General features: G+C 66.7%; 9 protein-coding genes and 1 tRNA gene. 3 read left to right on the forward strand and 7 right to left on the reverse strand.

The window, feature by feature from the left end; translation table 11 throughout:
• Window positions 1-64: 64 nt before the first annotated feature.
• Window positions 65-652 carry a TetR/AcrR family transcriptional regulator gene (locus C8J47_RS16360; RefSeq protein WP_162237259.1) on the forward strand — a complete coding sequence of 196 codons (588 nt, stop codon included), beginning with the start codon at window positions 65-67 and terminating at the stop codon, window positions 650-652.
• Window positions 653-962: 310 nt separating this feature from the next.
• On the forward strand, window positions 963-3,086 hold the full coding sequence (locus C8J47_RS16365) for a TonB-dependent siderophore receptor (RefSeq protein ID WP_183129148.1): 2,124 nt from the start codon (window positions 963-965) through the stop codon (window positions 3,084-3,086).
• A 293-nt stretch (window positions 3,087-3,379) separates the two neighbouring features.
• Here C8J47_RS16365 and C8J47_RS16370 read toward each other — a convergent pair whose 3' ends face one another.
• The 6 genes from C8J47_RS16370 to C8J47_RS16395 form a co-directional block, all read right to left on the reverse strand.
• Window positions 3,380-4,300: an NAD(P)/FAD-dependent oxidoreductase gene (locus C8J47_RS16370; RefSeq protein ID WP_121886575.1), complete on the reverse strand. Its 921-nt coding sequence runs from the start codon at window positions 4,298-4,300 to the stop codon at window positions 3,380-3,382.
• A gap of 517 nt (window positions 4,301-4,817) precedes the next feature.
• A tRNA-Glu gene (locus C8J47_RS16375) sits at window positions 4,818-4,892 on the reverse strand.
• 47 nt (window positions 4,893-4,939) lie between these two features.
• Window positions 4,940-6,691: a single-stranded-DNA-specific exonuclease RecJ gene (recJ, locus tag C8J47_RS16380; RefSeq protein WP_121886576.1), complete on the reverse strand. Its 1,752-nt coding sequence runs from the start codon at window positions 6,689-6,691 to the stop codon at window positions 4,940-4,942.
• Between the two features lie 430 nt (window positions 6,692-7,121).
• The gene (locus tag C8J47_RS16385) at window positions 7,122-7,805 is read right to left on the reverse strand and encodes a 2OG-Fe(II) oxygenase (RefSeq protein WP_183129149.1); all 684 of its coding nucleotides are present in this window, start codon (window positions 7,803-7,805) and stop codon (window positions 7,122-7,124) included.
• 117 nt (window positions 7,806-7,922) lie between these two features.
• Window positions 7,923-8,885, reverse strand: coding sequence for an RcnB family protein (locus C8J47_RS16390; RefSeq protein ID WP_121886577.1), 963 nt, complete (start codon window positions 8,883-8,885; stop codon window positions 7,923-7,925).
• 320 nt (window positions 8,886-9,205) lie between these two features.
• A complete protein-coding gene (locus tag C8J47_RS16395) occupies window positions 9,206-9,751 on the reverse strand; it encodes a (2Fe-2S)-binding protein (protein WP_121886578.1) in 546 nt (181 codons plus the stop codon).
• Window positions 9,752-9,854: 103 nt separating this feature from the next.
• Here C8J47_RS16395 and C8J47_RS16400 point away from each other — a divergent pair, with 103 nt between their 5' ends.
• Window positions 9,855-11,150, forward strand: coding sequence for a sugar MFS transporter (locus C8J47_RS16400; RefSeq protein WP_121886653.1), 1,296 nt, complete (start codon window positions 9,855-9,857; stop codon window positions 11,148-11,150).
• Window positions 11,151-11,229: 79 nt separating this feature from the next.
• Here the strand turns inward: C8J47_RS16400 and C8J47_RS16405 are convergent, their stop codons facing one another.
• On the reverse strand, window positions 11,230-12,375 hold the full coding sequence (locus C8J47_RS16405) for a CaiB/BaiF CoA-transferase family protein (protein WP_183129150.1): 1,146 nt from the start codon (window positions 12,373-12,375) through the stop codon (window positions 11,230-11,232).
• Between the last annotated feature and the right edge of the window lie 64 nt (window positions 12,376-12,439).

Here is a 12,439-nt window from a genome sequence, read left to right on the forward strand (position 1 = left end):
CGGGGTGAGCCAGAGCGGCGGCGTTATGGTCGAACCCCGCCGCCTACCCATGCAGGAGCGCAGCATGCGCCGCCGCGAGGCAATCCTCGTCGCGGCGCAGGACCTGCTCGTCACCGAGAACCCCGAGGACCTCGCGATGCGCGAAGTCGCGCGCCGCGCCGAGATCTCGATCGGCTCGCTCTATCAATATTTCCCGTCGAAGCCGGCGATCCTGCGCGCGCTGGTGCTGCGCAACCTCGACAAGGTCGGCGCGCTGCTGCGGACCGAGGTACATGCGCTGCTCGAGGATCATGGCGGCCGCCCGACGATCGCCCAGGCGGTCGACCGGATCATCGACGCGTATGTCAGCCATTACCGCAGCCATCCGGAGGCGATCGCGGTGTGGGCCGGCGCGCAGGCCGATCTCGAACTGCGCCGGCTCGACGTGATCGACACGCGCGCGACCGCCGACTTCATGGTCGCGCCGATGATGATCCTGTTGTCGTCGTCCGACCGCGACAAGATCCTGTCGGCGGCGTTGCTCATCACCGAGCTCGCCGGCCATGCGATACGGCTGGCGATCGCGCTCGAACCGCCGCTGACCGACCGGATCGTCGCGCAATTCAAGACGATGGTGATCGCCGTCCTCGAAGCCAACCGCGAGCTGAACTAGGGCTGCGAACGACCAGTTCGCCGCCGATAGCGCGTGCGGGATCGAGGTTGGTCGCGCCGTCCTGCGAGTGGCGCCGCGTGAAATGGCGATGTCGTCGAGCAGGCGAAGTCGCGCCGGTCGTTCGCGCTCCGGTCACGGACAGTGGCAACCCTGCCAACCTGGGCGCGCAGGCGTCTGAGCACCGCCCGCATCATTCTTCATGATCGTGTCACCATAGTTTCATCTTGCGCCACTCCCTCCGCCGTTTATGAGACGATGTATCGTAACGCGAAAGCCTAAGAGCTTTGCGTTTCTGCATGAGATTGGAACAATGGTGGTCAGGGCAGTGTCTAACGTCGCGCGCTATTCGGAGCGAACGCGCTCGTCACGCCGGAGCCGCGTCGCGCGTGCCGCGCTCTGCGCGATAGCCTGTTCGGGGACGTCGGCGTTTGCGCAGGACGCGGGGCAGGGGCGAGATCCGACGGTGGACGACATCGTCGTGCTCGGCCAGCGTCGCCTCGATCGCACCAGCGGGTCGGACATCGTGACCGAGCTTATGTCGCAGGCCAGCATCGCGCTAGATCGCAGTATTCTGGACGACTACGGCGTGCGCCGCCTGGCCGATGCGCTGGAGCTGGTCAGCGGTATCTCGCAGCAGAACAACCTTGGCGGCCTGCGCGACAACTACGCGATCCGCGGTTTCCTCGGCACGCCGGACACGGGGGCCGAGTATTTCGTCGACGGCTTCCTCGCCAATCGTGGGTTCGGACCGCCGCGGGATCCCGCCAACGTCGAACGGATCGAGGTGCTCAAGGGGCCGGTGGGTGCGGTGTTCGGATCGGTGGATCCGGCGGGTGTGATCAACGTGGTCACCAAGAAGCCGCGATTTCGGAACGGCGGCAACGTGACGGCGAGCGGGGGCTCGTTCGGCACCTATCGGCTCGAAGGCGATGTCGAATCGGCGCTGTCCTCAACGTTCGCGATCCGCTTGGTCGGCGCGATCGAGAACAGCGACGGCTTTCGCGACCATGTCGATCTCAGGCGGCGCCTGTTCGCACCATCGGTAAGCTGGCGGCCAATGAACGGCACCACGCTGACGTATCAGGGCGAATATATTCAGTTCCGCGCGCCGTTCGACCGCGGCATCCCGGCGATCAACGGGAATAGCGAGGCCGTCCCGCGCGATCGCTTTCTCGGAGAACCCGGCGACGGGCGGGTATCCTCCAGCAACTGGCGACACGAACTGACGCTGGAGCAAAGTCTGGGCGGCAGCTGGACCTTCGTCGGCGGAACGGCCTATCGCGACGCTCGCATCCGGGGCTTCTCCAGCGAAGCGTCGACGCTGCTGGCGGATGGAACGGTTCGCCGTCAGCGCCGCTTGCGCGACTGGAACCTGACCGACTGGTCGGGGCGGGCGGAAATCCGTGGCACCGTCACCGCCTTCGGCACGCATCGACCAAGCGTGGGCGTGACGCTGTACGATCTCGACTTCGACACCTTCCAGACGCGATTCCGGCCGACCGCTGCCCAGCCTTACCCGATTGACGTCTTCGACCCGGTCTACGGGGGCGTCGCCGGGCCGCTGACGCCGTTCACCGCGACCAACGAACGCCGGAAAGCCGTCGCCGTCTATGGCCAGGATATGTGGGACCTGACCGACTCGCTCAGCGTGGTCGGAGGCCTGCGCTACGAGCACCTCGACCAGCGCATCGACAATCGACTGTCCGGGCAGCTGAGCCGTCTGGAGCGTGATCCGATCGAGTTTCGCGCCGGCATTCGCTACCGTCCCGATCCCCGGTTCGCCTTCCATGCGAACTGGGGCGAGGGCTCGCGCGCCAATTCGAGCGTCGGACGACTGGGCGACGCGTTCGCGCCCGAAACCGGCCGTGGCTACGAAGTCGGCGCAAAGCTGGTCCTGGCATCGCTGCGGGTTGGGGCCAGCTGGTTCGATGTCTCCAAGCGCAACATCCTCGCGACCGATCCAGCCGACGTGAACTTCCTCGCGACGGTCGGACGGATCAGGTCGCGCGGCGTCGAACTCGATGGCGAAGTCGATCTGGCGCCACGCGTGCGGCTGATCGGCAACTACGCCTTCACGGACGCTGCCGCCCGCGATCCTGCATTCCCGAGCGCCGACGTGCTCAACGTGCCGCGTCATGCCGGCACGCTGCAACTGTTCGCGACGGTTCCTCTCGCAGCCCGCGACCTCGCTCTGAGTGCGGGCGGAACCTATGTCGGCGCGCGTGCCGCTGCGCTCGATGGCGGCAACCTGCGATTGCCGAGCTATGTGAAGGCCAAGGCGAGCATCGCGTATCCGCTGACGAAAAGGCTGACCGCTCGCGTCGAGGTCGACAACATCCTCGACCAGACCTACGCGCAGAGCAGTTACAGTACCTTGTGGATTTCCCCCGGGGCGCCCCGATCGGTCCTGTTCTCGCTGGCGGCACGGCTCTGAGCGCTGGTCAGGGGAAATCGCTCGAGAACAGCAACTGCGCACGGCTCACGATAGATCCCGCATAGCGCGCAGCCTGTCACGTCGCGTGCGCGGTCAGGTTTGCCTCGATCCATGCGGTCACGTCGGTGACCGGAATGGCATGCGCTCCAAGGTCGCTGTCTCCCGAATTGATCGTATTAGGAACGCCAGCGAAGCTCGCTATCCGAACGCAGCCGGGCCGTCATCCGCGCTCTGAGGAGGCCGTGAGGGAACGACTCAGCCTCTCGGCATCAGCGACGGTTTGCAAGGACAAGTCATCTCGCAGGTCCGACGAACGCAGCGAGTTGCTGCCCGGACAGCCAGGCGGCTTCGATCCGCGGACCGAGCAGCCAGTCGCCGCACGCGCCCAGCCGAATCTCGGCGTTCCAGAACGCACCGCGCGCCGACGTCCCGGTCTTCGCATACCGCCAGCGGTGGACGCTGGTCGCGATGATGGTGGGCGAGAGGGCGCCGATGTGATCCGCGAACGCCGCAAGAAGCGCCCGCGCGATCATGTCCGGCTCGTCTTCGATGTGCGCACGCGACCAGCCGGCACTGGCCTGTAGCACCCAGGCCTCCGGTCCGGTCCGTCCCGGCTTGGCCGAGTTGCGGACGGCGGATCCGATGATCCCGATATCCGCAAATCGATCGCAATCGGTCGGCACCGGGCCATCGAACGCTGCCATGACGGTCCAGCACGGATCGGAAACCGCGGCGCGTGCCGCATCGGCCAACGCACCGTCATGGTCCGCGACCAAGGGCGCGACCTGCTCCGCCGGCACCGCGACGATCGCGGCGTCGAACCGTTCGTCGCCGATCCGCCATCCACCGTCATGGCAGAGACCGGCGATGGCGGTGTTCCAACGAACGTCGCACTCGGCCGCCATCGCGCGGATCGGCGCGTTCATCGCCGGTGTCCCGACCCATGCGTCGGGCCCTGCGGGCGACCAGCGCGCGACGTGGCGGTCCTGCGCCCAGCGCTCGACCTGCGCCACGAACGCGGGATCGCGCGCCGTCAGATATTGCGCGCCGTGATCGAACGCCGCCTCGCCCAGCGGTGTATCGACCCGGCGCGTCGACATCCTGCCACCCGGCCCGCGACCCTTGTCGAACAGGACCGGGTGATGACCCTGACTGCGTAGCGCGTGTGCGCAGGACAGGCCGGCCATTCCCGCACCGATGATTCCGATCCGCATGATACCCCCGTGCCGGCGTGCCGCGACAGAACGTGCCGCTGACCGGACACCCTCAAACGCGACGCGTGTCGATTGGAGCCGGACGGGTACAGATTTTTGGTGATATCCCAGGCCACCAGCCAGACCATCTTGCCTTGGCCTTGGCCTTGGCCCTGGACCCTTAGCCTTAAACATCGCTGCGACCGAAGATGATCTGGTTCCGCGCGACAGGATCGAACAGGCGTAGAGAAACGGCAGGCTGCCACCGCTCACCGCATCGAGCGTGGCACTCCGGCGTAGGTGAAGGCTGACTGCGGCGACATGGTTGGTCACCTGTTCGGGCCGGCCCACGCCCGCGCCGCTACCCGCTCCGATGATCAGCGTCGCGAACCCATCGCGGATTACGAGAAGCTTTATCCATCACCCGCAGCGAACTGCGCCTACCTGGCGGGAGGCGTATTTGGCCAACATCGTCTGGGAAATGAAACCATGAGACACGCTCGTTTCACCCACCAATCATTGCTTGAAAAGCCGATGATGGTGACCCCTACGGGAATCGAACCCGTGCTTCAGCCGTGAAAGGGCCGCGTCCTAACCGCTAGACGAAGGGGCCTGCGTGGTTGGAGGCGCCTAAAAGGAAGCCGCTTTGGCGTCAACCCCTCAATCAGCCCAGGCGGCGTCTTCGACGTGTAATTCCGCCGACGGCCGCGAGGACCAGTCGTCGATCTTCGCGCGGCCCGCCAGCCAGAGTTTGCGGTGGGGGGCGGCCCCTAGCAGCGCCTGGCCTAGCGCGCTTTCGGCCGAGCGGAACGCCATCGCCTTGATGCTGCGGCCGTCGTCGCCGGCGACGATCGTGCGGACGTGGCCGTTGCCGACGACGTCCGCCTTGATCACGCGGACCGGGCCCATCGCGACGCGGGGGGCTGGCCAGCCCATGCCGTAGGGGCCGCCGGCTTCCATCGATTCGACGAGGCCGGGGTTGACGCCGCCGGCTGCCAGCACTGCGTCAAGCAGCAGCGCGCGGTCGCCGTTCGAGCGCTCGACCGCGGCGGCGAGGCGCTCTTCGAGGAAGTCGGTGAAGGCAGGGATCGCGGCCTCGCTGATCGTCAGGCCGGCCGCCATCGCGTGGCCTCCGCCCGCCATCAGCAGTCCGTGTTCGCGCGCAGCCATCACCGCGGCGCCGAGGTCGACGCCGGGGATCGAGCGGCCCGAGCCCTTGCCGATGCCGTTCTCGTCGATCGCGATGACGATCGCGGGGCGGCCGAGTTTCTCCTTGAGGCGGCCGGCGACGATGCCGATCACGCCGGGGTGCCAGCCGTGGCCGGCGACAACGGCGACCGCGCGGTCTCGGCTGGAGAGGAGGTCGGCGGCCTCCTGCACGGCGGTTTCGATAGCGCGGCGTTCTTCGTTGAGGCGGTCGAGTTCGGTTGCGATCGTTCGCGCTTCGTCGGGGTCTTGCGTGGTGAGCAGGCGGACGCCGAGATCGGCGCGGCCGACGCGGCCGCCCGCGTTGATGCGCGGGCCGAGCGCGAAGCCCAGGTCGGTGCAAGTCGGGTTGCGGGTCAGGCGCGAGGCCTCGATCAGCGCGGCGACGCCGATATTCTTGCGCGCGCCCATGACCTTGAGGCCCTGCGACACGAACGCGCGGTTGAGGCCGCGGAGTTGCGCGACGTCGGCGACAGTGCCGAGCGCGACGATATCGAGCAGGTCGATCACTTTCGGCTCGGCGCGGTCGTTGAAGAAGCCGCGCGCGCGGAGCGTGCGAACGAGCGCGGCGGCGGCGAGGAAGCACATGCCGACCGCGGCGAGATGGCCGTGCGCAGCGCCTTCGGTCTCGTCGAGACGGTTGGGGTTGACCAGCGCGAGCGCGTGCGGGAGCGCGGTCGAGCATTTGTGGTGGTCGATGACGATCACGTCGACCTGCGCGTCGCGGGCGACGTCGAGCGCGTCGAACGCCTGCGCGCCGCAGTCGACCGTGACAATCAGCGTGGCGCCTTCGTCGGCGAGGCGGACGAGCGCTTCGCCGGACGGGCCATAGCCTTCGAGCAGGCGGTCGGGGATGTAGGGGCGGGCTTCGATACCGAGATCGCGCAGGACGAGGACCATCAGCGCGGCGGAGGTGGCGCCGTCGACGTCGTAATCGCCGAAGATCGCGACCTGTTCGTGCGCCTGCACCGCGTCGGCGAGGCGTTCGGCGGCGCGGTCCATGTCGCGGAAGATCGACGGGTCGGGCATGAATGCGCGGATCGACGGCGTGCGGTGCGCGTCGAGCGCGTCGCGGGGGCAGCCCCGGGCGAGCAGGAGCTGGGTGACGAGGTCGTCGCCGGTAAACCCGTCCCGGCTATCGGCAGCGAGTGCACGCCAGCGCCAGGGTTGGCCGAGGATCGAAGAGGTTACGCCGAGAACTGTCATGCCTCGGACGTAGTGGTTGCGGGGGGATTGTCGAGCGGGGAGGGGGCAGGGCGGTTGCTCGTACCGTCATCCTGACGAAAGTCAGGATCCAGAATTACGGGAGACGGGCGCTCATGGCTCTGGATCCTGACTTTCGTCAGGATGACGTGAGGGGGGCGTCGTTGGTAGGAGGCTGAACGAGGGCGAAGTCCCCGACACCCCCCGTTTGTGCTGAGTAGCGACCGAGAGCTTCGTAGAAGCGTATCGAGGGCGCGTATCGAAACAGGGTTCCGCGCGCCAACCTGTCCTTCGATACGCCGTCTCGATACGCCGCCTTCGGCGCCTACTCGACGGCTACTCAGCACGAACGGGGGGGGCGAGATAGGGAATCCGCGCCGGGCGGATCCGCAAAAGGGGATAGGCGAGCGATGTTGGAGTCGGTTTGCGCCCCTTACTTGATCCACGGTCGCTCGCGAAACCACTTCGTCACGATATACTTCACGCCCTCGACCACCGGCATGCCCTCGTGCAAAGTCAGCCCGTTCGGCGTCCCATCCGGGTTCATGTTGTTCCACGCGAGCAGCATGCCGCGTTTCGGCGCGATCTTGACGCCGGCCTGCGGGAACCACGTCGCGCCGCCCTCGGGGACGTCGTTGAGGAACACCATCGCGGTCCAGGTGCGCTGGCCGCCCTGCTCCTGCATCTTCGCCCAGTAGCTCTCGGACTCGTGGAAATAATCATGGTGTGCGCGGAATTGCTGGCCGGGGGCATAGCGCTGGCCCTGCATCGTCTCGCCGTGGAGCAGATCGATCCCGAGCAAGGTCGCGATCGCCTCGTCGGTCGGCTGCACCTCAGGCGACCAGCGATCCATGTCGCAGCTCTCGCTGGTGCGGAAATTGCTGTTCGGGCGATCGGAGAGCAAGGTCGACGGCCGCCGCTTGGAATCGATCATCGCGATCAGCTGCTTGCAGGTCGCGGGATCGAGGAACTTGTCCTGGTAATAGAATTGCACCGTGTCCATCGCGATGCGCTGCACCGCGGGATTGGCGTCGAGGCGCGCGGCGGCCTGCGATCCGAAGGCTTGGCGAAGCGCCGCGGCCGGATCGACCTTCTTGGCTTTTGAAAAGATACCCACGCCGCAGGATTTGGCGAACTCGCCCCGAAAGGCAAGAGGGGTAAACGCAAGAGCCCCGCGGCGATCTGGACCGCCGCGGGGCTCTCCCCCTGTTACCTCGTGCTGGCAAGCGGGAGCCTACCAGAAGATGTCATATACCGTGTCGACCACGCGGCCGCTGTCGAGATCGACTAGCAACGCGTCGTTGTAATAGCGCACCCAGCGATACGGGCCGTACGCCTCGGGCAGGCGATAGGTGTACGGGTCCTGGATCCAGTAGGACTGGTTGTAGAGAATCCGGTTCAGTGAGAAGCCGACGTTGAAGCGACGGTAGCCCGATCCCCAGCCGCTCGGTGCATAATAGCGCGGGAGGCGATAGGCGCCGCGGTTCGACGCGCGGTAGTTGCTCCAGGCGTAGCGGTTGTCGTTGCGCCAGCCGCGGTTCCACGCGCCGCCCTGGTTGAACCGGCCTTGGTCGTAGCCGCGCCGGCCAAAGCCTTGGACGTTGCCGTAGGCGCGGTTGGGCTGGCGGTTCTGATAGCCATCGCGGCCGTCGTTGCGCCAGTCGCCGCGGTCATTGCGCCAATCGCCGCGGCCGCCGTTGCGATCGAACTGGTTGCGATCGGCCTGCTGGTTGCCGCGATCGAAACCGGGGAGTCCCTGGTCGCGGTTCCAGTCGGGGCGGTTTTGGCCGGCCCGCGGGTCGGGACGGGTTTGGCCGTTCCAGCCCTGACCGTTGCCACGTTGGTCGTTCCACGCCTGACGGTCGGCACGCTGTCCGCCGCGCTGCCCGTTCCAGTCGGGACGGCCTTGCCCGTCGGGACGGTCGCCGCGGACTTGCGGTTGCGTGCCGAGATCGGCGCGTTGCGGACGCTGGCCTTGGTCGGGCGCGGCGGGGCGATCGGGGCGCTGTTGCTGGAAGGGTTGCCCGTATGGGCGCGGGCCGCGATCGCCGCGGTCGGGGCGCTGGCCACGATCCGGGCGTTGTCCGCGGTCGCCACGGTCCTGGTCGACCTGCTGTGCGGTGGCGGTCGTAGCCATTGCCACTGCCGGCACCAACGCGGAGGCCGCCATCAAGAGTTTGAAAAACTTGCCGGTCATCGCGGATGTCCTCGACTGCCGGCGCACGAGCCGACTCCTATGATATGTCGGGTATAGGCGCCGCGGCGTGTGGAGAGGCTGAATAGGTTCGTCAGTGATTAGACAGGTTGGGAGAGGGTTGGGCAGTAGTCGCCGCCAAGTCGTCTCTTGCCAATCCCGTAGCGCCCACCCCGGCGGAGGCCGGGGCCCAAGTGGGGACGGTAAGTAACGAAGCGCGCGCTTTATTACCTTGGACGTTCCAAATTGGGCCCCGGCCTTCGCCGGGGTGGTGGAAACCGCAAACGTCTTCATGGAGAACAAGCTTGGTTTTGAGGAAGCGCCTACCGCGCTGGCCGCGGCACCAGTGCCGGCACCAGCCGTGCGGAATCCGCCGGATCAATCCCCGGTCGCGGCCCGGCGGGGATCACCTCTTCCCCGCGCATCGCGCGCCCGGCGCGCTGGATCGCCTCGACCACGCGCGGATACACCCCGCACCGACACAGGTTGGTGATCTGCTCGCGGATCAGCGCTTCGCTCGGGTCTGCATTGCGTTTCAGCAACGCGGCCGCCGCGATGATCATCCCGGGAATGCAGAACCCGCATTGCGGCACCGACTCCGCGATAAACGCCAGCTGTACCGGGTGGTTACGCTCACGCGACAGCCCCTCGATCGTCGTGACGTACGCCCCCTCGATCGAGCCGATCGGCACGCGGCAACTCGGCATCGCGCGCCCATCGATATCGACCGTGCACGCGCCGCACTGCCCGGTGCCGCAGCCATATTTCGTCCCCGTGAGGTTCGACGCATCGCGCAGCGCCCACAGCAGCGGCGTAGCATTGTCGAGCTTGTATTCGATCGGCTCGTTGTTGACGGTGAAGCGGCTCATGCCGTCGTCCTAGCCTGACGTGACGGATCGCACCACGCGGCATTGCCACGCGTCGCCACCCCGGCTTATGTCGCGCGGAAATACCGCGAGAGGGCGCAATACGATGCACGTCGATACCAAATCCACAGCAGCAGCCGGAGGCGATGCCAGCCACGGCTATGACGCGCCCGACCTGCGCGTGTTCGTGTTCGCGCTGTTCTTCATCTTCGGCGGCATCACCTCGCTGAACGACATCATCATCCCGAAGATGAAGGAGCTCTTCACGCTCGACCACGCGACCGCGATGTTGGTCCAGTCGGCGTTCTTCCTCGCCTATGCGCTGTTCTCGATCCCCGCCGCCGCGATCGTGCGCAAGGCCGGCTACATGCGGACCGCCTCGATCGGCCTCGTGACGATGACCGCGGGCTGCCTGTTGTTCATCCCCGCTGCCGGGCAGGCGAGCTTCGGCATGTTCCTGTTCGCGCTGTTCGTGCTCGGCGCCGGGATCACCGTCGTGCAGGTCGTCGCCAACCCGCTGATCTCCGCGCTCGGCCATCCCAAGTCCGCCTCTAGCCGGCTGACCTTCGCGCAGGCATTCAACTCGCTCGGCACCACGATCTTCCCGTATGTCGGCTCCGCGCTGATCCTCGGCGGGCTGGCGACGGTCGACTCCTCGAAGCTCACCGGCGCCGCGCTCGACGCGTATCGGACCGAATCGTCGCGGACGGTTGTGCACACCTATATCGGCCTCGCGATCGCTCTGCTGATCGTCGCCGCGGTCGTGTGGACCCGCCGCAACCGGCTCAACGAGGAGCAGGACCAGACCGGCAGCATCTTCCACGCGTTCACGTTGCTCAAGCGTCCGCGCTTCGCGATGGGGACGGCGTGCATCTTCCTGTACGTCGGCGCCGAGGTCGCGGTCGGCTCGCTGATCGTCAATTACCTGATGCAGCCAAGCGTGATGGGCCTGACCGACGTCGCCGCGGGCAAGCACGTGCCGTTCTACTGGGGCGGCGCGTTGGTCGGCCGGTTCATCGGCGCGTACGTGCTGAACAAGGTGTCGCCGGGCAAGGTCCTCGCTGGCGTCGCGACGGGCACGCTGGCGCTGATCCTGATCTCGGCGAACACCGAGGGCGCGCTGTCGGGCTGGGCGTTGCTGGCGATCGGTCTGATGAACGCGGTGATGTTCCCGACGATCTTCAGCCTCGCGTCCGAAGGTCTCGGCAAGCGTGCGGCGGAAGGCTCGGGCGTGATCGCTACGGCGATCGTCGGCGGCGCGATCGTCCCGTATCTGACGGGCATGCTGGCGGACAAGTCGGGCAGCCTGCACTTCGCGCTGCTGCTCCCGGCGATCTGCTACGCGCTGATCCTGGCGTATGGGTTGTATGCCCGGAAGCCAGTGGCGGAGGTCGCGGCCTAACCCCATCCGTCATCCTGGGCTCGACCCAGGATCCAGAGCCAAGAACGCTAGCGCACGTGGCTCTGGATCCTGACTTTCGTCAGGATGACGGTGGTTTTGGCAGCATTGGCGCCGCCCGCCCGGTCGCGAGATCGGCATCGGAAAACCGGATCGGCGTACGCAGCCCCGGAACCAGAGACCCATCAGGCCGCGCGACGTCTATCGCCATCCCCCGCGCGACGACCTGCGGATCCTTGAAAGCCTGCGCCACCGTATTGATCGGCCCGGCCGGCACACCCACCGCCTCCAGCCGCGCCAGCAACTCGAGCTTAGGCACCCGAGACGTCGCCGCCTCGATCCCCGCGAACAACACATCCTTGAACGCCAACCGCCCGGCATTTGTCGCGAACCGCGGATCCTCGCGCATCTCGGGCAAGCCCATCGCGTCGCAGAACCGCCTAAACTGCCCGTCATTCCCGACCGCCAGGATGAACCACCCATCCGCGCACGGAAAGACCGCATACGGACACACGTTCATATGCGCATTCCCGACCCGCGTCGGCGACACGCCGCTGGCGAACCAGTTCATCGCCTGGTTGGCGAGCACCCCGGTCATCGTATCGAGCAATGCCATGTCGATCTGCTGACCCTTGCCGGTCCGCTCGCGCATTGCCAGCGCCGCCTGGATCGCGATCACAGAGTACAGCCCGGTCATGATGTCGGCGAACGCGACACCGATCTTCTGCGGCGCGCCATCGGGCTCGCCGGTCAGGTCCATGATCCCGCTCATCCCCTGGACGATGAAGTCGTAACCCGCGCGGGGGGCATAGGGGCCATCCTGGCCAAACCCGGTGATCGAGCAATAGACGAGCCGCGGATTGATCGCGGCGAGCGTGGCGTAGTCGAGCCCGTATTTCGCGAGCCCGCCGACCTTGAAATTCTCGATCACGACATCGGCGTCGGCAATCAGGTCGCGGACGATCGTCTGGCCTTCAGCGGTCGTAAAGTCGGCAACGACCGATCGCTTTCCGCGGTTGGCGGCATGAAAATACGCGGCGTCACGCGTGCCGTCAGGGTTGTCGATAAACGGCGGGCCCCATGTGCGGGTGTCGTCACCGGCGGGACTCTCTACTTTGACCACGTCGGCCCCGAGATCGGCCAGCACCTGCCCAGCCCAAGGACCCGCAAGGATTCGCGCCAGTTCGACCACCTTCAACCCGGCGAGGGGGGAGGGTTTGCTTTCCACGTTAGAGCACCACCCCGGCGGAGGCCGGGGCCCAATTGGAAAGGTCGGAGTAACAACGCGCAGC

Origin of the sequence: Sphingomonas sp. PP-F2F-G114-C0414, assembly GCF_003688595.1 — a bacterium.
Classification (GTDB): Bacteria; Pseudomonadota; Alphaproteobacteria; order Sphingomonadales; family Sphingomonadaceae; genus Sphingomonas.

Excerpts from the sequence above, each read along its gene's own strand:
- recJ (WP_121886576.1), bottom strand. The coding sequence starts at position 6,691 with ATGACAGTTCTCGGCGTAACCTCTTCGATCCTCGGCCAACCCTGGCGC.
- C8J47_RS16365 (WP_183129148.1), top strand. The coding sequence starts at position 963 with ATGGTGGTCAGGGCAGTGTCTAACGTCGCGCGCTATTCGGAGCGAACG.
- C8J47_RS16370 (WP_121886575.1), bottom strand. The coding sequence starts at position 4,300 with ATGCGGATCGGAATCATCGGTGCGGGAATGGCCGGCCTGTCCTGCGCA.
- C8J47_RS16395 (WP_121886578.1), bottom strand. The coding sequence starts at position 9,751 with ATGAGCCGCTTCACCGTCAACAACGAGCCGATCGAATACAAGCTCGAC.
- C8J47_RS16390 (WP_121886577.1), bottom strand. The coding sequence starts at position 8,885 with ATGACCGGCAAGTTTTTCAAACTCTTGATGGCGGCCTCCGCGTTGGTG.
- C8J47_RS16400 (WP_121886653.1), top strand. The coding sequence starts at position 9,855 with ATGCACGTCGATACCAAATCCACAGCAGCAGCCGGAGGCGATGCCAGC.
- C8J47_RS16360 (WP_162237259.1), top strand. The coding sequence starts at position 65 with ATGCGCCGCCGCGAGGCAATCCTCGTCGCGGCGCAGGACCTGCTCGTC.